The following is a 21024-nucleotide window of genomic DNA, read 5'->3' as shown; positions in this document are numbered from 1 at the left end:
CGGATCCCGAGGAGCGTGCGGGTGTAGTTCAGTAGTAGAACATCCCCCTTCCAGGGGGAAGGCGCAGTGTGCAATTCCTGTCACCCGCTCCGCATCGCTTTACCGGCCACTCTTGTGGATCAGGTAGAGTGGTGGCGCACCGCCCGGTGAAAGCCGCGCGGGAGCAATGCGGACGTGGCTCAGTTGGTAGAGCATCACCTTGCCAAGGTGAGGGTCGCGAGTTCGAATCTCGTCGTCCGCTCGTGAGCGAAGGCCCCGATCTACGGATCGGGGCCTTCGTCGTTCCCGGCCGCCGCTCCTTCCCTGGATGACATTTGTCATCGGGGGCGATGACAGCCCGCACTGCCCCGGTGCCCGCGGCGGCGGAAGCCTGGAGACATGACCGACGACGAGTACGTGATCGAGGCCGACGGCCTGCGCCGCGTCTACAGCGGCGGGTTCGAGGCGGTCCGCGGGATCTCCCTGGGCGTCCGCCGCGGTGAGGTGTTCGCCCTGCTCGGGACCAACGGGGCGGGCAAGACCTCCAGTGTGGAGCTGCTGGAGGGCCTGGCGCCCGCGAGCGGCGGAAAGGTCCGGGTCCTCGGGCGCGATCCCTGGCGCGACCGGGCCGCCGTACGCCCCCGGATCGGGGTGATGCTCCAGGAGGGCGGCTTCCCGTCCGATCTGACCGCCGCCGAGACCACCCGGATGTGGGCGGGCTGCACCACCGGCGCCCGTCCCGTCGCGGAGGCGCTGGACCTGGTCGGGCTCACCGGCCGGGCCGGCGTCCGCGTCAAGCAGCTCTCCGGCGGTGAGCGGCGGCGGCTCGACCTGGCCCTCGCGCTCCTCGGCCGCCCCGAGGTCCTCTTCCTCGACGAACCGACCACCGGTCTCGACGCCGAGGGCCGGCGCGACACCTGGGACCTGGTGCGCGCCCTGCGGGACACCGGCACCACGGTGCTGCTCACCACGCACTACCTGGAGGAGGCCGAGTCCCTGGCCGACCGGCTGGCGATCATGCACCGCGGCCGGATCGTCACGGCGGGCACCCCGGCCGAGGTCACCGCCCGGCGCCCGGCGCGTATCCGGTTCACCCTGCCCCGGTCCGTCCCCGCCGCCCGGCTGCCGCTGGGCCTGCGGGCCGGGGCGCAGGGGCAGCGGGTCGAGATCCGCACCCACGAGCTCCAGCAGGACCTGGGCCGGCTCATCGACTGGGCAAGGGAGTCGGACGTCGTCCTCGGGGGCCTGGACGCACGGTCCGCCTCCCTGGAGGAGGCGTTCCTCGACATCGCGCAACGGGAACAGCACGGCCCCGACGGCGCTCTCGTCGGCGGGCGCCACCGTGGCGGCGGGGACAACGGAGACCACGCAGACCACGGAGACTTCGAGGACAAGGCGGTGCGTGTCCGATGACGACCTCGACGGCGACCGTGGGGCGGCTCACGGCACTCGGACGGGCCGAGATCACCCTGCTCGTCCGCAACAGGTCGGCGCTGTTCGTCGCCCTCCTGATGCCCGCGCTGATGGTCGGCGCGATCAAGGGCTCCCTCGGCAACCTCGATCTCGACGGCACCGGACTGACCGTCGCCGGCACCGTGATGACCAGCGGTATCGGCATGGCCCTGCTCTTCGTCGTGCACATGAACCTGGTCTCCGCCTATGTGGCCCGGCGCGAGGACCTGGTCCTCAAGCGGCTGCGCACCGGCGAGGCGTCCGACACCGAGATCCTGACGGGGACCGCGCTGCCCTCGGCGGCCGTCGCCCTCGCGCAGTGCGCCGCCCTGCTCGTCGCCGGCGTCGCGTTCTTCGGCCTCGGCGCGCCCGAACGCCCCGGACTTCTGGTCGCGGGCGTACTGGTGGGCATCGTGATGACGGCCGCACTGGCCGCGGCGACGGCGGCCGTCACCCGGACCGTGGAGAGCGCGCAGATCACCACCCTGCCGTTCCTCCTCGTCTCCTCCCTCGGATCCGGCCTGTTCCTGCCCCTGGAGATGCTGCCCGAGCGCATGGCCTCGGTGTGCGAGTTCCTGCCGATGACCGGGGTGATGACCCTGGTGCGGGCCGGCTGGCTCGGCGGCGCGGACACCGGCGAGGTGACCTGGGCACTGGGTGCGGCACTGGCCTGGACCGGGCTGGCCGTGTTTGCTGTGCGGCGGTGGTTCCGCTGGGAGCCGCGCCGCTGAGCGGGGCGGGGCCGCTGAGCGGGGCGGCTCTTGCACGAGGCGGGGCCTTGAACAGCACGGCGCCTGGAGACGTGCGGCGCCTTGAACTGGGCCGGGACCGGGCAGCGACGACGGAGGGCGAGCGGGACGTGACGGACGCGACGGTGACCGGTGCCGGGCCGGCCGGGAACACGGCGGCGGACGACCGGGCCACCGCCCGGAAGGGCTGGCGGGGCCGCAGCAGGTTCGCCAAGGTCGACCTCTACACCCGCGGGACGGTCTACGTCCTCCAGTGGGGCGCGGTCCTCGGCACCCTGCTGAGCCTGCTCACCCGCCCGGTCCGGACGGACGGCCCGCTCCTGCTGGTGGTGCCCGCCCTGCTGCTGGTGCCGCTCAACGGCGTGCTGTGCCACCGCTTCGCCCGCACCGCGATGAACGCCTATCTGGTGCACCGTCCGATCCCGCCGCGCGCCGCCGCCCCGGCGGCCGCCTCGACCACGGCCCTGGTCGTCCTGGTGATCGCGCTCGCGGGCCGGGCCGATCCGACCGGTCTTGTGCCGCTGCTGATCGGCTGCTGCCTGGTGCCGGTCATGAGCGCCCACTGCCTGGTCGCACGGGTGCGCACGGTGGTCCTGCACCAGGCGGCGGTGCTCGCCGTGCTGGCCGTCCTCCTCCCCCTCGGCGGCCAGGACGCCGCGACCACGATCGTCGCCGTCGTCACGGTCGGCGTCGTCACCGGCTGGCTGGCGCTCACCGTCCGGCTGTCGCTGTGGGTGCTGGGCGTGATGTGGGAACTGCGGGACGCCCGCGACGTCCAGGCCCGGCTCGCCGTCGCGGAGGAACGCCTCCGCTTCGGCCGCGACCTGCACGACGTGCTCGGCCGCAACCTCGCCGTCATCGCGCTCAAGGCCGAGTTGGCGGTCCAGCTTGCCGAGCGGGGACGGCCGGAGGCCGTGGACCAGATGACCGAGGCCCAGCGGATCGCCCGCGAGTCCCAGCGTGAGGTGCGGGAGGTGGTGCGCGGCTACCGGGAGGCCGATCTTCGCGCGGAGCTGGAGGGCGCCCGGAGTGTGCTCGCCGCCGCCGGGATCGACTGCACGGTTCGCTTGCCGCCCTCCGCACGGTCCGCCGCGGAACTCGCCGCGCTGTCGCCGCGGGTGCGGTCGGCCCTCGGCTGGGTGGTCCGCGAGTCGACGACCAATGTCCTCCGGCACGGCGACGCCCGGCACTGCGCGGTCACCGTGGACACCTCCCCCGACGCCGTGCGGCTGACCGTGGAGAACGACGGCGCCGCCCCGGCCGGTCCGTCCGCACCCGTCGCCGGATCCGGCCTCGCGGGGCTGCGCGAACGGCTCCAGGCGGTCGGCGGAACGCTGGAGGCCGGGCCCGTCCCGGAGGGCCGCTTCCGGGTGGTCGCCCGGGTCCCGCCGGGCGCGCCCGGCGCGGGCCTCGGCTCCGTGTCCGGCCTTGACGACGCCGACGCCTACGCCGGCTCCGGCCTTGACGACGCCGACGCCGGCACCGGCACCGGCTCCCGCCGTGACGACCCCGAGGACCTGAAGGAGTCCGTATGAGCGTGCGCGTCCTGCTCGCCGACGACGAGCATCTGATCCGTGGCGCACTCGCCGCCCTGCTCGCCCTGGAGGACGACCTGACCGTCGTCGCCGAGGCGGCCGGCGGACCCGAGGCGCTCGCCATGGCCCTGGCCCACCGACCGGACGTGGCCGTGCTCGACCTCCAGATGCCCGGCACCGACGGCGTGACGGTCGCCACACGTCTGCGGGACGAACTCCCCGGCTGCCGCACCATGATCGTGACCAGCCACGGACTGCCCGGCCATCTGAAGCGGGCCCTGGCCGCGGGCGTCCGGGGCTTTGTGCCGAAGACCGTGAGCGCCCGCAGGCTCGCCGAGATCATCCGGACCGTGCACAACGGAAACCGCTATGTGGACCCGGAGTTGGCCGCCGACGCGATCTCCGCCGGCGACTCCCCGCTCACCACCCGGGAGGCCGAGGTGCTGGCCCTGGCCGCCGACGGCGCGCCGGTCGCTGAGATCGCCGCACGGGCCTCCCTCTCCCCGGGAACCGTGCGCAACTACCTCTCCTCGGCCGCCGCGAAGCTGGGTGCCGAGAACCGCCATACGGCGGTACGTCTCGCGCGGCGGAAAGGTTGGGTATAGTGGGCTCCGCGCTACGGCGCATGCGGACGTGGCTCAGTTGGTAGAGCATCACCTTGCCAAGGTGAGGGTCGCGAGTTCGAATCTCGTCGTCCGCTCCACAGAAGAAGCCCCCGGCGGGATCGCCGGGGGCTTCTTCATGTGCCCGCGGGGCCGGCACCGTGCCCGCGGGGGCGGGGACGGCACCGGCACACCGCAAGGTCAGGACCAGCTCAGGCCCGTGAGGCGCTCGTACGCCTCCACGTACTTCGCCCGGGTCGCGTCCACGATCTCCTGGGGCAGGGCGGGCGGCGGCTGCTCGCTCCGGCGGTCCCAGCCGGAGGCCGGCGAGGTGAGCCAGTCGCGGACGAACTGCTTGTCGTACGAAGGCTGGGGACGGCCCGGCTCCCAGGTGTCGGCCGGCCAGAACCGCGAGGAGTCGGGGGTCAGCACCTCGTCCGCGAGGACCAGCGCGTCCCCGTCGAGGCCGAACTCGAACTTGGTGTCCGCCAGGATGATGCCCCGCTCCCGGGCGATGTCCCGGGCGCGCGCGTAGACGTCGATCGTGGTGCGGCGCAGCAGGGCCGCGGTCTCCGCGCCGACCTGGCGGGCGACCTCCTCGTAGCTCACGTTCTCGTCGTGGTCGCCCACCGCGGCCTTGGTGGCGGGGGTGAAGATCGGCGCCGGGAGCTCGGAGCCGTCCCTGAGCCCCTCGGGCAGGGCGAGGCCGCAGACCGTTCGCGTCTCCCGGTACTCGGCGAGGCCGGAGCCGGTCAGGTAGCCGCGGGCCACGCACTCCACGGGGATCATCCGCAGCGAGCGGCAGACCAGGGTGCGGCCCTCCCACTCGGCGGGGGCGCCCGCGGGCAGCTCGGTGGAGATCACATGGTTGGGGGCGAGGTCCCGGAGCTGATCGAACCACCACAGGGACAGCCGGGTGAGCACCCGCCCCTTGTCCGGGATCTCGGTGGGCAGCACCCAGTCGTACGCGGAGACACGGTCGCTGGCGACCATCACGAGGTCGCCCGCCTCGTTCCGGTACAGGTCGCGCACCTTGCCGGTGTGCAGATGCACCAGGCCGGGCACCTGGCGCGGCTCGGGCTTTTCGACGAATCCGGACACGGTTCCTCCCGTGGAGACATACGACGGCTCCGATTGTCCCGTATGCGGGCGGGACTCTCCTGACCAGGGTGCGGGCGGGCCCCGTCCGGCCTGACGGGCCCTGATCCGCCGGACGCCCTCTGGGCCCGCTCGGCCCGGTTCTGCCCCTGCTCAGTCGCGTTTGCAGATCCGGTCCAGGAGGTTGGCGGTGGCGCGCTGGACCCGCGCGTCGACATGGCCCGGGCGGTCGAGCGCGGGCGACCAGGCGAAGGTGCCGGAGGCGAAGACCAGAGCCCCGGAGGGCGCCCGGTAGAGCGAGGTCTCCTGGTGGCGGACCGCGCCCTCGCCGTCCCGGTAGGGCGAGTGGGCCAGCAGGATCCGGCCGTCGTGCTCGGGCAGGGCGGTGCGCGGGAAGTACCGGTCCGCCTCGCCCGCCACCAGGCCGGGCAGTTCGTCGCCCTCGCCCGCGCCGGTCGCCTCCCACAGCCAGTGCCCGGCGTTGCGCACCACCAGCGGGGAGGGATCGGGGACCCGGCCCGCGTACTGGATGCCCAGCAGCTGCTGCTCCGCGCGGTCCATCTCCCGCCAGAGCGCGGAGCGGCCCGGGCCCCGGCGCTTGCGGCAGGTCAGCAGCCGCTCGGGGACCCCGGACGGGGAGGCGTGCAGCTCGACCTGCCAGTACATGGTGTTGGCGGAGAGGAAGACCAGGGAGGTGCCGTGGTCCCGGGCCCGCTCGGCGGCCCGCCGCATGGGCACCGACCAGTACTCGTCGTGGCCGGGGAAGACCAGGCCCCGGTAGCGGGTGGGGTCGACCCGGCCGGCGTGCAGGTCCCGGGTGTCGGCGTAGGCCAGGTCGTAGCCGTAGCGCTCGGCCCAGCGGATGAAGTCGTAGGCGTGGCCGACGTGCAGCGGGAGGCCGGCGCCCGCGTAGGGGCGGTCGAAGGAGACGGTGGTGGCCGCCTCCTGCTCGCCCAGCAGCCGGCCGTCCCCGTCCCAGGCGTGGTAGAGGCTGGCACCGGTGCGCCCGTCCTCCGGGTAGAGGTTGTACGCCTGCCAGGTCACGTCCGGCAGCAGGAGGAGCAGATCCGCCGGGTGGTCGTCGCGGACGGTGAAGGGGACGTGCGACCGGTGCCCGTCGGCCGTGGTCAGCACGGCCACGTAGGCGCCGACCGACCAGTACGAGGGGACCTGGAGCCGCCAGGAGAGCCACCAGTGGTGGCAGGAGACCGTGCGGTCGGCGGTGAGCGGTGCGGGCTGGACGATGCCGGAGAGGCGCGGGCTGGTGGTGATCTTGGCTGCGCCGTCGCCCCCGTAGTGGCCGATGCGGTAGACGTCGACGGAGAACTGCTGGGGCGGGTCCACCGTGACGTGGAAGTCGATCGCGCCGCCCGGCGAGGCCGCCCCGGGGGAGGCGAAGCCCTTGATCTGGCGGTGCACGTCGTCGGCGGTACGGGGGCGGCCGGAGCCGCCGCGCGCCAGGTCCGGGTCGGCATACCAGGGGACGACCTGGCCGGTGTCGTCGAAGTAGTTCTCGCTGCCGCGCAGCCAGGGCAGCGGGCCCTGGCCGAACGGATCGCTGACCGCGTGGGCGAGGGCGCCCGATTCCCATCGCCGGATCTGCTCCGCCCCCATGTCAGCGCCCTCCCTCGGTGCCCCGGTCCGCCACAGCGCCGAGCTGTGCAGCGCCGGTCTCCAGCACATCACATAACGCGCTCACTCCGTCACCGTTCGTCGCGAATTGACGTGAAGCGGACGAGACCGCTCCGGGTCGGGCGCGAGGAGCCTCCTCCCCGGGGCCCCGGAGGCCGGGTGACCAGGCCGGGCGGCGACGGGTTCCACGGCTCCCGGGCCGGGACCGGGACGCTGTTCAGGCCAGCCGGACCGGGTTCTCCGGGCGGACCCCGAGCGACCCGAGCCAGACCCGCAGCGGCTTGGCGTCCCCCTCCTCCACCAGGCTCATCACCGGCCCCAGCAGATCCGAGCGCCGCTCGCCGTCGATCAGGAGGACGGGGCCGTCGAGCCAGTCCAGGCCGGGTGCGGCGCCCACGGTGTCGATCGCCGTGCAGCACACCATGGCCACGACGTGGTCGGCGAGCAGGTCACGGCCGGTGCGGGGCGGCTGGAGGGGGAACAGGGGCAGCGGGTCGCCGCCGCAGAGCGGAGCCTCCCCGGCTTCGGGGACGCCGGGGCCGGGGGCCCCGCCCGCCGGTGCGGCCGGGGTTCCGCCGCCCGGGCCGGCAGCCTCCGCCTCCGTGTCCTCGCGGGCGGTACGGGCGGTGATCGCGGCGGCCAGACCGTCGCTCGCCTCCCCGCCCGGCTCCCGCGAGAGGTGTTCCATCACCCGCGAGAGGGTGGGCCCGGCGGTGCCGGTGGGACTCGTGGGCCCGGCGGACCCGCCCGTGCCCTCCGGCATCCCCAGATCATCGAGCACCTGATGGATCCGGGCCGCCTCCGTGCGCCACTTCCGGTCGACGACCTCGGCCGGATACTGCTCCCAGTCCACCGGTGACCAGTGCGGCCCGGCGCCGCCGGGACCGCCGTGGAACAGCCGGGCCGCCAGCAGGGACACCGCCTCGTCCACCGTGCCGGGCTCCTCCAGCAGATCGCACGCGGGCCGCTCGCCGAGCCGGGAGGTGAACCCCTCCGCGAGGCGGTCGCGCCGCGAGAGCTCGGTCAGGGCCGAGACGACCCCCGCGTCCAGGCGCGCGGGCCAGCGGCCCATCCGCCACGCGGGCAGCGCCACCCGCGTCAGCAGCCGGTCCCAGCCCGCGTACGCCAGGCCCACCTGCTCCTGGGCCACGATCCGCAGCCCGTAGTCCACATCCTGTGCGCGCTCCGACGCGGCCGCCGCGACCCAGCGCTCCATCTCCGCCGCGTCCTCCCGGCAGGCCCGCAGCAGCACCCGTGCCGCCCGGGCGGACAGCGGGGCCAGGGGCCGGGATATGCCCCGGTGCGGCCTGCTCCCGGTGCCGTCGGCGACCGCCGCGTCCAGCCCGAGCACGAAGCGCCGGGCGGCGGCTATGTCCGGGTCGGCGGCGAGCCCCGCCCCCGCCACGACGGGGGCCAGCACCGCCCGCAGTTCGGCGACCCGCATCCACCACAGGAACGGCGAGCCGATCACCAGCACCGGCGCGGCGCCGTCCGCCCCTCGCGGCTCCGGGCCGGGGGTGCGGTGCGCGGGGTGGGTACGGTGCGCGGGGTGGGTGCGGTCCTCCAGCCAGCTGTCGCAGTCCGGGGTGAGGGCCAGGGCGGACGGCGCGGGAACGTCCAGCCGGTCCGCCAGCTCGTCCACCAGCCGGTACAGGTCGGGGGCCGAGGACGGCGGCAGGTCGACGGTGGGGCTGAGGGCGGGTACCGCGCGCCGGATGACGAGGGCGACGGCGGCCGCGGCCAGGAGCACCGGCACGGCGAAGGCCGTGGCGACCCAGCGCGCCGTGTCCCAGCCCGGGCCGCTCAGCCGGCCCGTGATGCCGCCGGCCAGCAGGACGACGGCGACCGCGGCCGGGAGCAGCACGACGGCGAGCGCCCGGCCCCTGACGCGCAGCACGGCATGGGCCTTGGCGCGGGCGCCGCGCGCGCCCGTCGAATCCGCGGAACCGGTACCGGACACGGCCGGACCTCACCCCCTCTGCCCTGCGACGGTGTTGGTCACTCCCCCACTGTGGCACCGCCCACCGACATCGCAATGTCGGTGAGCCAAGTGCCGGAACGCCTGCGCCGCACCATAGTTGGGGCCTGCGCGACCGTCATCCGGATGGGGGACTCATCACTCGATGGAATGGCTTTGGTCAAAGGGTCGGGCGAAACGGGCGCCGACGGGATCGGGTCCCGCGCCCCGTGCGCCGGGGTGGTGCGCGCCCCGGTGCGCCGCACACGCGAGCAGACCCGACGCGACTGCGCCGGGCCGCTCGGGGGGGGCGTCCAGGGGGTGTGGGGCGGGGGTGCGGCGTCATGCCGAGCGGCCGGACCGGCGGCGGGGCGGTGGCGGGCCAGCGGCGGGCCAGTGGCTCCGGCCGGGGCGGGCGACCGGACGGCGTCAGCGTCCGTGCCCGGGACGAGCGCGGGGCGGCCCTCCGGGCAGGGGGCCCGTGGCCGGGCGGCGTGGGCCGAGTATCCGTCGCCGGGACGACGGCGGACCGGCTCTCCCGGCCGGGGCCAGCGACCGGACAGCGTGGGCGTCCGTGCCCGGGGTGGCCCGCCGGGGCCGGGGCCGGGGCCCGGTGCCGGACCGGCCGCTGGCCGGGCTCTCCCGGCCCGGACCGAGCGTCCATTGCCGGAACCGGCCCGGGCCTGCGACCGGACGGCGTGGGCCGGCATCCGTGCCCGGGACGAGCGCGGGGCGGCCCTCCGGGCACGGGGGCCGCGGCCGGACGGCGTGGGCCGAGTTTCCGTCGCCGGGACGGCGGAGGACCGGCTCTCCCGGCCGGGGGCCTGCGACCGGACGGCGTGGGTGTCCGTGCCCGGGGTGGCCCGCCGGGGCCGGAGCCGGGGGCCGTTGCCGGACCGGCCGCTGGCCGGGCTCTCCCGGCCCGGGCCGGCAACCGGACGGCCCGGGCCGCCATCCGTCACCGTCACGGGCCCGGGGCGGCCCTCCGGCCACGGGGGCCGTGGCCGGACGGCGGCGGCCGGCCGCCCTGGGCCGGGAGGCCGTGCCCGCCGGTGGCCGGGGATTCGTCCCCCCCGGCCCCGTGGCCGGGTTCAGGCCCCCTCGGCCGCCGCCCGCGCGATGTCCGTGCGGTGCTGCGACCCGTCGAGGCGGATCCGGGCCACCGCCGCGTACGCCCGCTCACGCGCCTGGGCGAGGTCCTTGCCCGTCGCCGTGACGGACAGCACCCGCCCGCCCGCGCTGAGGACCGCGTCGCCGTCCCGACGGGTGCCCGCGTGCAGGACGTAGGCGTGCGGGGCGTCCTTCTCCGCGACCTCGGCCAGGCCCTCGACCCGGTCCCCGGTTCGGGGGGTGTCCGGGTAGTTGTGCGAGGCGACGACCACGGTCACAGCCGCGTCGTCGCGCCAGTTGAGCGGCGGGAAGGTGTCGAGGGTGCCGTTCGCGGCGGCCAGCAGCACCCCGGCCAGCGGGGTCTTCAGCCGGGCGAGCACGACCTGCGTCTCCGGGTCGCCGAAGCGCGCGTTGAACTCGATGACCCGCACCCCGCGCGAGGTGATCGCGAGGCCCGCGTAGAGCAGCCCGGAGAACGGGGTGCCGCGGCGGCGGAGTTCGTCGACGGTCGGCTGGAGGACCGTCTCCAGGACCTCGTCGACCAGCTTGGGGTCGGCCCACGGCAGCGGGGAGTACGCGCCCATGCCGCCGGTGTTCGGGCCCTCGTCGCCGTCGAGCGCGCGCTTGAAGTCCTGGGCGGGGCGCAGCGGGACGACGGTGGTGCCGTCGGTGACGGCGAACAGGGAGACCTCGGGTCCGTCGAGGTACTCCTCGATGACGACCCGGCCGCAGGCGAGCGCGTGTTCCCGGGCGGTGGCGAGATCGCTCGTGACGACGACGCCCTTGCCGGCCGCCAGCCCGTCGTCCTTGACCACGTACGGGGCGCCGAAGGCGTCCAGCGCCTCGTCGACCTCGGCGGGGGTGGTGCAGACGTAGCTGCGGGCCGTGGGGACGCCGGCGGCGGCCATCACGTCCTTGGCGAACGCCTTGGAGCCCTCCAGCTCGGCCGCCTCCTTCGAGGGGCCGAAGCAGGGGATGCGCACGGCGCGCACCGCGTCGGCCACCCCGGCGACGAGCGGGGCCTCCGGGCCGACGACGACGAGGTCGGCCTCCAGGGCGGTCGCCAGCTCCGCGACGGCCCGGCCGTCCAGCTGGTCGACCGGGTGCAGCTCGGCGACCTCGGCGATACCGGCGTTTCCGGGCGCGCAGTGCAGAGCGGTGACGTCGGGATCGAGGGACAGGGAGCGGCACAGGGCGTGTTCGCGGGCGCCGCCGCCGATGACGAGGACCTTCACGGGCGCCAGCCTAACGGCCGCGCGCCGCCCGCCGTCGTACGGGCCTCCGAGGAGGGGCCGGTCACTCGTTCGTATATTCCTCCACCACCGTGGCGCCGAGCTCGCGGACGATCAGGTCGTGGCCGGAGAGCGCCGAGTCCACCAGGTCCGGGTCGTCCTCCTCGGGGACGTCGTCCTCCAGGGAGACCGGCGGGGGCGGCGGCGGGCTGTACGACTCGGCCGGACGCGGCGGTTCCGGGGCGGCGGAGGGGGGTGCGGGCCGGGAGGCGGGCCCCGGCGAGGACGCCGGGGACGGGGACCCGGGCTCCGGACGGGCAGGGGGTGCGGCGGGGGCCGGGGCGGGCGCCGGCGGACGGGGCTGGCCGTAGCCGCCCTGGCCCCCGCCGCCGCCGTAGCCGCCGCCCTGGCCGCCGTACCCGCCGGAGGGGGGCTGGCCACCGGAGCCGGGCTGGCCGCCCGCCCCGCCGGACGGGTCGACGATCGCCTCGACCTTCCACTGCACGTTGAACTGCTCGGCGAGGGCCTGCCGCAGGACGTCCTCGCTGCCGCTGCTCGCGAAGTTGTCGCGGGCGCCGGCGTTGATGAAGCCGAGCTGGAGAGTGGTGCCGTCGAAGCCGGCGACCTGGGCGTTCTGGCTGAGGAGGATCCAGGTGAAGCGCCGGCGGTTCTTGACCGCCTCCAGGATGTCCGGCCACATGTTGCGCACCTGGCCGGCGCCCTGGGAGGCGACGGGTCCCGGCGCGGCGGCCGGGGCGGGCGCGGACCGCTGCGGCTCGGGGGCCGCCGGGGTCGGCCGGGACGGGGCGGGGGGCGCGCCCCGGCCGGGGGCGGCCGCGGTGGGCCAGCCGCCGGGGCGGCGGGCGGCGGGCTCGGCGGAAGCGGCCCCGGAGCCGGCGTCGCCGGAGCCGGGCGCCGGGCCGGTTCCGGCGGGGGCCGGGGCATTCTGCCCGCCGGGGGCGCCCGAGCCGGGCGCCGCGGCGCCGGGCCAGGCGCCCGGGCGGGCGGCGGGCGGCGGCTCCTGCGGCGTGGGCTCGGGGGCGGGGGGCCGGTCCTGGGTGGGTGGTGCCGGAGCAGCCGCGGGGGTCGCCGGGGCCACGGGGGCCGCCTGCGGCGCCGCGTCCGGACGCACGGCGGCGCGCGCCGCCGCGGGGCCGCCGCCCGGCGGGACATGCGCCTGGGCCTGAGGCCCCGGCACGTAGCCCATCGGCGGGGCCTGGCCCGCCATGGGCTGCCCGCCCACGGCGCCCATCGCCAGGGCCGCCCCGGCCCCGCGCTCCAGCCGGTCCAGCCGCGCCTGGAGCGAGCGCTCGTCGCCGAACGCGGCGGGCAGCAGCACCCGGGCGCAGATCAGCTCCAGTTGAAGGCGCGGCGAGGTCGCGCCGCGCATCTCGGTCAGCCCCTCGTTGACCAGGTCGGCGGCGCGGCTCAGCTCGACCGCCCCGAACACCTGCGCTTGCGCCTGCATCCGCTCGACCACATCGGCCGGGGCGTCGATCAGGCCCTTGGCGCCGGCGTCCGGCACGGCGGCCAGGATGACCAGGTCCCGCAGCCGCTCCAGCAGGTCCGCGACGAACCGGCGCGGGTCGTGCCCGCCCTCGATGACCCGGTCGACGACCTCGAAGGCGGCCGCGCCGTCACCCGAGGCGAAGGCGTCCACGACGGAGTCGAGCAGGGCGCCGTCGGTGTACCCGAGGAGGGCGGTGGCCATGGCGTATGTCACACCGTCCGCGGCGGCTCCGGCCAGCAGCTGGTCCATCACGGACATCGAGTCACGCACCGACCCGCCGCCCGCGCGGACGACCAGCGGCATGACGCCGTCGTCCACAGGGATGCCCTCCTGGCCGCACACCTGCGTCAGGTACTCCCGGAGGGTGCCGGGGGGCACCAGCCGGAAGGGGTAGTGGTGGGTGCGGGACCGGATCGTGCCGATGACCTTCTCGGGCTCGGTGGTCGCGAAGATGAACTTCAGGTGCTCCGGGGGCTCCTCGACCACCTTCAGCAGGGCGTTGAAACCCTGCGGGGTGACCATGTGCGCCTCGTCGATGATGTAGATCTTGTACCGGCTGCTCGCCGGGCCGAAGAACGCCTTCTCCCGCAGATCACGGGCGTCGTCCACACCACCGTGGGAGGCGGCGTCGATCTCGATGACGTCGATCGAACCGGGGCCGTTGCGCGCCAGGTCGCGGCAGGACTGGCACTCGCCGCAGGGGGTGGGCGTGGGGCCCTGCTCGCAGTTCAGACAGCGGGCGAGGATGCGGGCACTGGTCGTCTTGCCGCAGCCGCGCGGCCCGCTGAACAGGTACGCGTGGTTGACCCGGTTGTTGCGGAGGGCCTGCTGCAGGGGGTCGGTGACATGCTCCTGCCCGATGACCTCGGCGAACGACTCGGGGCGATAGCGGCGGTACAGCGCAAGGGACGACACGCCTACGAGGTTATCGGGGCCCACCGACAACCGGCGCCGCCCTGCCCTCCCTGCGACTGCACCGCCCGCGAGGCCGCACCGCCCCGGAAACACAAGGGCCCCCCACGCACCCGCCAGAGCCGACCTACCCTTGCTGCCTTCCGGCCCTGGGGGAGTTCAGTCAGATAGCGCCGCGTGAGGGGCTGGGCCCCAGGCTACCCGATCCCCGGACGTGCTCGGACCCCCTCCCCACCCGCCGGAGAACGAGTTCGCGAGCACTGCCCGGAGTCATGTAATGTTCCCGGCGGAGGATTCGCCTAGAGGCCTAGGGCGCACGCTTGGAAAGCGTGTTGGGGGCAACCCCTCACGAGTTCGAATCTCGTATCCTCCGCCAGTGCCTCACCGGGCACGATGTCGAAGGGCCCCACCGTTCGCGGTGGGGCCCTTCGACGTTTCTCAGCCCTCGTTGTCCTGGTTTTTGTCCACAGCGGGCGCTTCCGGGGCCCTCGGATGGCATCGGCGATCTTCCGGGCGACGCCGTCCAGCACGGCGTCCGGCACAGGGAGGCACCTCGCCCGCACGCTCGCGGAGGTGCCCGGGCAGACCGACTCGTTCCACAGGTTGCCGAGCCTCCTGCGCTCGCGCTCGTGCGCCTCGGCATGCGCGCGGAGGACGGCGGCGAGGGAGACCGGCGAGGAGGAGAGATAGTGTCGGCATCGATACTATCTCTGTCGATACTATTGCTCGCGGGAGGTGTGTATGCGGCGTTTCATCGGACGGGACCGCGAGCTGAACGTGCTCGGCAGCGCCCTGCGGTCGGTCCACGATGCCGTCGGCTCGGCGAAGCCGGGGCAGTGCGTCCTCATGCGTGGGCGAAGGCGGGTCGGCAAGTCCAGCCTCGTCGAAGAATTCCTCCGGCGGACCAAGGTGCCGTACCTGTTCTTCACGGCGGCGGGCGGCACGGCGGAGGACGAGCTGGTGGAGTTGCTCGACGCCGTCGCCAGATCCACCCTGCCGGAGCGGGCGCTTTTTTCGGAGGAGACTCCGGAGCAGTGGAACGCGGCGTTCAGGCTGCTCGCGGAGATCCTTCCCGACGACAGGCCAAGCGTGGTCGTCATGGACGAGGTTCCGTACCTGATGGACCGCATCGACGCCTTCGAGGGCATGCTCCAGCGGGCGTGGGACCGTCTGCTCAGCCGCAAGCCCGTGCTCCTCCTCCTGGTCGGCTCCGACCTGTCGATGATGGAGGCGCTGAACAGCTACGACCGCCCCTTCCACCAGCGAGGCCGGGAGATGGTCGTGGGACCGCTGAACCCGGCCGACATCGGCGAGATGCTCGGACTCGGGCCGGCGGCCGCTTTCGACGCCGCTCTGATCACCGGCGGCCTTCCGCTGATCTGCGCGGAGTGGCGGCCCGGGGCCGATGTCTGGGAGTTCCTCCGTGACTCGCTGGACAACCCGATCTCGGCGCTGCTGGTCTCCGCCGAGCGATCGCTTGCCGCGGAATTCCCACCACAGGCGATGAGCCGGGAAGTCCTGCGGGCCATCGGAAGCGGCGAGAGAACCTTCACCAACATCGCTCGCGCGGCGGGTGGCATCGCCCACACCACCCTCACGCGAGCCACGGATGTCCTGACCGAGAAGCGGGTGGTGGCAGCCGAGCTGCCCCTCTCCCTGAGACCGTCGAAGGAACGCCGCTACCGCGTGGCCGATCCCTACCTGCGGTTCTGGCTGGCGTTCCTGGATCCGCATATGGCGGAGATCGAACGGATGCGCGGAGATCTCACGCTGAGCCGGATCAAGGAGCAGTGGACGAGCTGGCGGGGGCGCGCGGTCGAACCGCTCGTCCGGGAATCCCTCGCCCGCCTCCTGCCGGACGGGATCCTGCCGGCCGCTCCGGCGATCGGCGGCTACTGGACCCGCGGCAACGACGTCGAAATCGACTTGGTCGGCGCCGACCGGCAGCCGGTGGCCAGGGAATTGCTCTTCCTCGGTTCGGTCAAGTGGCTGGAGACCTCCGCGTTCGACGGCCACGACCTGGCCGCGCTGCAGAAGCACCGGGCGGCCATCACCGATGAGCCCGTACCGCTCGTGGCGGTCTCGCGCAACGGGACCGCGTGTTCCGGGCTCCAGGCGGCGTACGGACCCGAAGAACTGCTCGGCGCCTGGCGCAGGGCGTGATCGGGGGCGGACTCCTGTAGCGGACTCCCGTAACTGCGGTTCTGCTTGCATCCGCTGCCGTCCACGGCAGTTCGGACAGCACGATGTCGAAGGGCCCCACCGTTCGCGGTGGGGCCCTTCGACATCGGACGGAGGCGAGTCCGTCAGCCCCGCACGTACTCCGCCAGGTGCTCGCCCGTGAGGGTGGAGCGGGCGGCGACGAGGTCCGCGGGGGTGCCCTCGAAGACGATCCGGCCGCCGTCGTGGCCGGCGCCGGGGCCGAGGTCGACGATCCAGTCCGCGTGGGCCATCACCGCCTGGTGGTGCTCGATGACCACGACCGACTTCCCCGCGTCGACCAGCCGGTCGAGCAGGCCCAGCAGGTGCTCGACGTCGGCGAGGTGCAGGCCGGTGGTCGGCTCGTCGAGGACGTAGACGCCGCCCTTCTCGCCCATGTGGGTCGCCAGCTTGAGCCGCTGGCGCTCGCCGCCGGAGAGGGTGGTGAGCGGCTGGCCGAGGGTCAGATAGCCGAGGCCGACGTCGGAGAGGTGGCCGAGGATCCGGTGCGCGGCCGGAGTGCGGGCCTCGCCGTCCGCGAAGAACTCCACCGCTTCGCTCACCGGCATCGCCAGCACCTCGCTGATGTCCTTCCCACCCAGGCGGTGTTCGAGGACGGAGGCGTCGAAACGCTTCCCCTCGCAGGCCTCGCAGGTGGTCGCCACCCCGGCCATCATCGCCAGGTCCGTGTAGACGACCCCGGCGCCGTTGCAATTGGGGCAGGCGCCCTCGGAGTTGGCGCTGAACAGCGCGGGCTTCACGCCGTTGGCCTTGGCGAAGGCCTTGCGGATCGGGTCGAGGAGTCCGGTGTACGTCGCCGGATTGGAGCGGCGCGAGCCCTTGATCGCGCCCTGGTCGATCGCCACCACGCCCTCCTCGGCGGCCACCGGGCCGTCGACCAGCGAGCCGTGGATCAGGGAGCTCTTTCCGGAGCCGGCGACGCCGGTGACCACGCAGAGGACCCCGAGCGGGATGTCCACGTCGACGTCCCGCAGGTTGTTCGCGCTCGCGCCGCGGATCTCCAGCGCCCCCTTGGGGGCCCGCACCGTCTCCTTGAGGGTGGAGCGGTCGTCGAGGTGGCGGCCGGTGAGGGTGTCGCCGGCCCGCAGCCCCTCGACGGTGCCCTCGTAGCAGACCGTGCCGCCCGCCGTCCCGGCGCCGGGGCCGAGGTCGACGACGTGGTCGGCGATCGCGATCGTCTCCGGCTTGTGCTCCACGACCAGGACCGTGTTGCCCTTGTCCCGCAGCCGCAGCAGCAGGTCGTTCATCCGCCGGATGTCGTGCGGGTGCAGGCCGATGGTGGGCTCGTCGAAGACATAGGTGATGTCGGTGAGCGAGGAGCCGAGGTGGCGGATCATCTTGACGCGCTGCGCCTCGCCGCCGGACAGGGTGCCCGCCGGGCGGTCCAGCGAGAGGTAGCCGAGGCCGATCTCCACGAAGGAGTCCAGGGTTCCGCCGAGCGCGGTGAGCAGCGGGGCCACCGAGGGCTCGTCCAGGCCGCGGACCCACTCGGCGAGGTCCCGGATCTCCATGGCGCAGGCGTCGGCGATGCTGATCTTCTTGATCTTCGACGAGCGGGCCCCCTCGCTGAGCCGGGTGCCCTCGCACTCGGGGCAGTCGGTGAAGGTGACCGCGCGCTCCACGAAGGCCCGCACATGGGGCTGCATCGACTCCTTGTCCTTGGACAGGAACGACTTCTGGATCTTGGGGATCAGGCCCTCGTAGGTGAGGTTGACGCCGTTGACCTTGACCTTCACCGGCTCCCGGTACAGGAAGTCCTGCATCTCCTGCTTGGTGAAGCGGCGGATCGGCTTCTCCGGGTCGAGGAAGCCGGACTGCGCGTACAGCCCCACGGTCCAGACGTTGTCCGACTTCCAGCCGGGGATGGTGAACGCGCCCTCGGCAAGGGACTTGGAGTCGTCGTAGAGCTGGCTGAGGTCGATGTCGGAGACCTTGCCCCGGCCCTCGCAGTGGGGGCACATGCCGCCGGTGCGGGAGAAGGTCGCCTTCACCGCCTTGCGGTCGCCGCGCTCGACGGTGATCGCGCCGCTGGCCCGGACCGAGGCGGTGTTGAAGGAGTACGCGCTGGGCGGGCCGATGTGCGGCTTGCCGAGGCGGCTGAAGAGGATGCGCAGCATCGCGTTGGCGTCGGTGGCGGTGCCGACGGTGGAGCGCGGGTCGCCGCCCATCCGCTGCTGGTCGACGGTGATGGCGGTGGTCAGACCGTCGAGGACGTCGACCTCGGGCCGGGCGAGGGTCGGCATGAAGCCCTGGAGGAAGGCGCTGTAGGTCTCGTTGATCAGCCGCTGGGACTCGGCGGCGATGGTGTCGAACACCAGCGAGCTCTTGCCCGAGCCGGAGACGCCCGTGAACACCGTGAGCCGGCGCTTCGGGATCTCGATGCTGACGTCCTTGAGGTTGTTCTCGCGCGCGCCGTGCACGCGGATCATCTCGTGGCTGTCGGCGGCGTGCGCGGACGGCTGCGCGCCCGTCCTCTTGGCCCTGCTCATCGTCTCTCCCTCTGTCCGGACGGGACCTCCGGCCGGCCCGCGTCCTGTCCGGACGGGGCCGGCCCGGCGGCCCGCGTCCGTGCCACACGGCTCGATGCGGCCGGCTTCGAGCAGTATGTATCGCCACCCGTCACGCGGGCTTCTCGAAAACTGATCGCGCTCCTCCGGGATCGTGAGCGCGCTCCCCGGGGCTTGTGCCCTTTACTACGGACGCCGCCGTTCCGGCCCCGCCTTGTCCGTGAACGTCCGGAAACACCCGTCGGGGACCGCGATTCTGGCCATTGAGCGCTTGGCCGGGGCATGCAGCCAACCCCTCTCCCTGCTCCGCCCTCTCAGAGGCTGGAGGGAGCCGCGTGACCGCATCGGCTGGGCCGCTGTTCCTCCTCCGTCCCGTCACGTACTGGGAGAACGAGGAAGATGACCAGATCCCACAAGGCTCGTATCGGCCGCGCCGCGATCGCCGGGGGTGCGGCGATCGCGGTCGCCGCGGGCGTGATCGCCGCCGCGCCCGACGCCAGGCAGGCCGCCGGACCGAAGCTCGGCCTGATCGCCGCGACTCCGTCGGTGACCCTCGACTCGTGGAAGGAGGACCCCGGCGTCTACCTGGACCTCGGCACCTATGTCACCGCCGAGAACGGGCCCCTGGAGCTGAAGGTGACCCGCAAGTCCTACAAGGACCCGGTGGTCGCCCGGCAGATCGTCCGCCAGGGGAAGAAGACCACCACGAGGACCCTGCCCAAGGGGACCGTGAAGGACTTCGGCGGGCTGCCCGGCTTCACCGAGATCGCCATCACCGACACGAAGGGCAAGCAGGTCCTGAAGCGTCAGGAGTCCTTCTGCCCGAACAACGCGTCAGGCCGAGTGCGCCCGGACGCGCCGAGCACCTCCAAGTACCCGGAGAGCTGCCCGGTGAACCCGTTCACCCTCGGCTCGGTGTGGGGGGTGGAGAAGGGCTGGGCGTCCAACACCTACGCGGGCTTCTACGCCTCCCCCGTCGCACTGAAGCCCGGCAAGTACACCGCCAAGGTGTCCGTCACCAAGCGCTACCGCGACCTGTTCGGCATCGCCAACAAGCCGCAGACCATCAAGGTGACCGTCCGCGAGCGCAGTTGGGAGGACCAGGGCCGCGCCGGCGCCGGGACCCGGGGCGCGGCCAAGCACGGCGACCACCACGCGGCCGGGCACGGCGGCGGCGCGGCCCACGGCGGCCACGGGCAGGACAAGACGCCGGGCAGGGCGCCGGACAGGGCGGGCACGGCCTCGGGCCACGCCGCCCACGCCGAGGGCGGCCACACCGCCGCGCACCCCGAGGGCCACCCCGCCGTGCGCGCCGAGGCCCCGGAGGCCCCGACGACCGGCGCGGCCCCCACCTACAACGTCGGCCACGGCCCCTACGCCCCCGCTCCGCCGGCGCTCCCCTGGGCCGCCAAGAAGGCCGGCCTGCGCACCGCGCAGAAGCCCGGCGACGGCCCGGGCCGCACCGACGGCTCCCGCCTCGCTCCCGCCCTCAAGGCCAACGCCGCGCCGCCCAAGGGCAAGGCGAAGGTGCCCGACGTCCCCAAGCCCGACCTGCGGTCGCTGCCCGCCTACGGCATCGGCATCGGCGAGGGCTTCGACGAGGCACCGGGCAAGGACTACCTGTCCTTCAGCGCCAACGTGTGGAACGCCGGCCCCGCGCAGCTCGTCGTCGACGGCTTCCGCAAGCCCGGCAAGGACAAGATGGACGCGTACCAGTACTTCTACGACGCCAAGGGCAAGCAGGTCGGCTACGCGCCCACCGGCACCATGGAGTGGGACCCGCGTCCGGGCCACGAGCACTGGCACTTCACCGATTTCGCCAGCTACCGGCTGCTGAAGGCGGACAAGAAGGAGGCCGTGCGCAGCGGCAAGGAGGCGTTCTGCCTGGCCAACACGGACGCCGTCGACTACACGGTGAAGAACGCCAACTGGCACCCGCAGAACACCGACCTGTCCACCGCGTGCGGCCAGGAGAACTCGATCTCCGTGCGTGAGGTCCTGGACGTCGGCTCGGGCGACACCTACACCCAGGACCTGCCCGGCCAGTCCTTCGACATCACCGACCTCCCCAACGGCACGTACTGGATCCAGGTGCTCGCCAACCCGGAGAAGCGCCTCAAGGAGACCGACCTCGACAACAACAGCGCCCTGCGCAAGATCGTCCTCGGCGGCACCAAGGGCGCCCGGACGGTGAAGGTCCCGGCGCACGACCTCGTCGACGCCAACTGACGCGGAGCGGCACCGCGGTACCTCGCCGGGAGCACCGGCACCCCCAGGGGACGGCCCCCGGAACCACGACCGGTTCCGGGGGCCGTCCGCTGTGCGCGTGCACCCGCGACAGAGGCCGTGCACGACCCTTGTCGATACACGAACGCATCGGATACGTTCACGCATCGACAAGGGGGCACGTCACGATGAACGCCGAGACGGGGACCCGGACCGGAGCCGCTTCCGGGACCGGAACCGCGACCGCGACCGCGACCGGAAGCGACGCCGGACCCCACGCCGGGACCGGTATCGGAACCGGAG

Annotated in this window: 12 protein-coding genes, 4 tRNA genes and 1 other RNA gene; 10 read left to right on the top strand and 7 right to left on the bottom strand. The window is 73.8% G+C overall.

Going from position 1 to position 21024, the window contains the following annotated elements:
• The first annotated feature begins 17 nt into the window (after positions 1-17).
• From C593_RS0105145 to C593_RS0105115, 7 genes are all read left to right on the top strand, one after another.
• Positions 18-89: transfer RNA gene (locus C593_RS0105145), tRNA-Gly, on the top strand.
• A 79-nt stretch (positions 90-168) separates the two neighbouring features.
• Positions 169-241, top strand: a tRNA-Gly gene (locus C593_RS0105140).
• 137 nt (positions 242-378) lie between these two features.
• Entirely contained in the window at positions 379-1392 is a 1014-nt protein-coding gene (locus C593_RS0105135) for an ABC transporter ATP-binding protein (RefSeq protein WP_018846234.1), read from the top strand.
• Positions 1389-2162 (top strand): ABC transporter permease, encoded by a 774-nt coding sequence (locus C593_RS0105130; RefSeq protein WP_018846233.1) that lies wholly within the window; start codon positions 1389-1391, stop codon positions 2160-2162. Before C593_RS0105135 ends, C593_RS0105130 begins: the two co-directional genes overlap by 4 nt.
• Positions 2163-2290: 128 nt before the next feature.
• Positions 2291-3715 (top strand): sensor histidine kinase, encoded by a 1425-nt coding sequence (locus tag C593_RS0105125; protein ID WP_018846232.1) that lies wholly within the window; start codon positions 2291-2293, stop codon positions 3713-3715.
• Positions 3712-4320 carry a response regulator transcription factor gene (locus C593_RS0105120; RefSeq protein WP_018846231.1) on the top strand — a complete coding sequence of 203 codons (609 nt, stop codon included), beginning with the start codon at positions 3712-3714 and terminating at the stop codon, positions 4318-4320. Before C593_RS0105125 ends, C593_RS0105120 begins: the two co-directional genes overlap by 4 nt.
• A 22-nt stretch (positions 4321-4342) precedes the next feature.
• Positions 4343-4418: transfer RNA gene (locus C593_RS0105115), tRNA-Gly, on the top strand.
• A 100-nt stretch (positions 4419-4518) separates the two neighbouring features.
• Here the strand turns inward: C593_RS0105115 and C593_RS0105110 are convergent.
• The 6 genes from C593_RS0105110 to ffs form a co-directional block, all read right to left on the bottom strand.
• Positions 4519-5418 carry a phosphoribosylaminoimidazolesuccinocarboxamide synthase gene (locus tag C593_RS0105110; protein ID WP_018846230.1) on the bottom strand — a complete coding sequence of 300 codons (900 nt, stop codon included), beginning with the start codon at positions 5416-5418 and terminating at the stop codon, positions 4519-4521.
• Between the two features lie 150 nt (positions 5419-5568).
• Positions 5569-7029 (bottom strand): N,N-dimethylformamidase beta subunit family domain-containing protein, encoded by a 1461-nt coding sequence (locus C593_RS0105105; RefSeq protein ID WP_018846229.1) that lies wholly within the window; start codon positions 7027-7029, stop codon positions 5569-5571.
• A gap of 235 nt (positions 7030-7264) precedes the next feature.
• A complete protein-coding gene (locus C593_RS0105100) occupies positions 7265-9007 on the bottom strand; it encodes a hypothetical protein (protein WP_018846228.1) in 1743 nt (580 codons plus the stop codon).
• 1088 nt (positions 9008-10095) lie between these two features.
• Positions 10096-11349, bottom strand: a complete 1254-nt coding sequence (purD, locus tag C593_RS0105095) for a phosphoribosylamine--glycine ligase (protein WP_018846227.1) — start codon at positions 11347-11349, stop codon at positions 10096-10098.
• A gap of 61 nt (positions 11350-11410) precedes the next feature.
• Entirely contained in the window at positions 11411-13771 is a 2361-nt protein-coding gene (locus C593_RS0105090) for a DNA polymerase III subunit gamma and tau (RefSeq protein WP_018846226.1), read from the bottom strand.
• Positions 13772-13862: 91 nt separating this feature from the next.
• Positions 13863-13957: signal recognition particle sRNA small type (ffs, locus tag C593_RS31305), an RNA gene on the bottom strand.
• 99 nt (positions 13958-14056) lie between these two features.
• Here ffs and C593_RS0105085 point away from each other — a divergent pair.
• A tRNA-Ser gene (locus C593_RS0105085) sits at positions 14057-14144 on the top strand.
• A gap of 365 nt (positions 14145-14509) precedes the next feature.
• Positions 14510-15931 (top strand): ATP-binding protein, encoded by a 1422-nt coding sequence (locus tag C593_RS0105075; protein WP_018846224.1) that lies wholly within the window; start codon positions 14510-14512, stop codon positions 15929-15931.
• A 143-nt stretch (positions 15932-16074) separates the two neighbouring features.
• On the opposite strand, the gene C593_RS0105070 is transcribed toward C593_RS0105075, so the two are convergent.
• Positions 16075-18477 carry an excinuclease ABC subunit UvrA gene (locus C593_RS0105070; protein ID WP_018846223.1) on the bottom strand — a complete coding sequence of 801 codons (2403 nt, stop codon included), beginning with the start codon at positions 18475-18477 and terminating at the stop codon, positions 16075-16077.
• Between the two features lie 417 nt (positions 18478-18894).
• Here C593_RS0105070 and C593_RS0105065 point away from each other — a divergent pair, with 417 nt between their 5' ends.
• Positions 18895-20724 (top strand): lysyl oxidase family protein, encoded by a 1830-nt coding sequence (locus tag C593_RS0105065; RefSeq protein ID WP_018846222.1) that lies wholly within the window; start codon positions 18895-18897, stop codon positions 20722-20724.
• Positions 20725-21024 lie beyond the last annotated feature (300 nt).

It is taken from the genome of Streptomyces sp. CNT372 (genome assembly GCF_000377145.1).
This window is presented reverse-complemented; position numbering and strand designations above follow the sequence as displayed.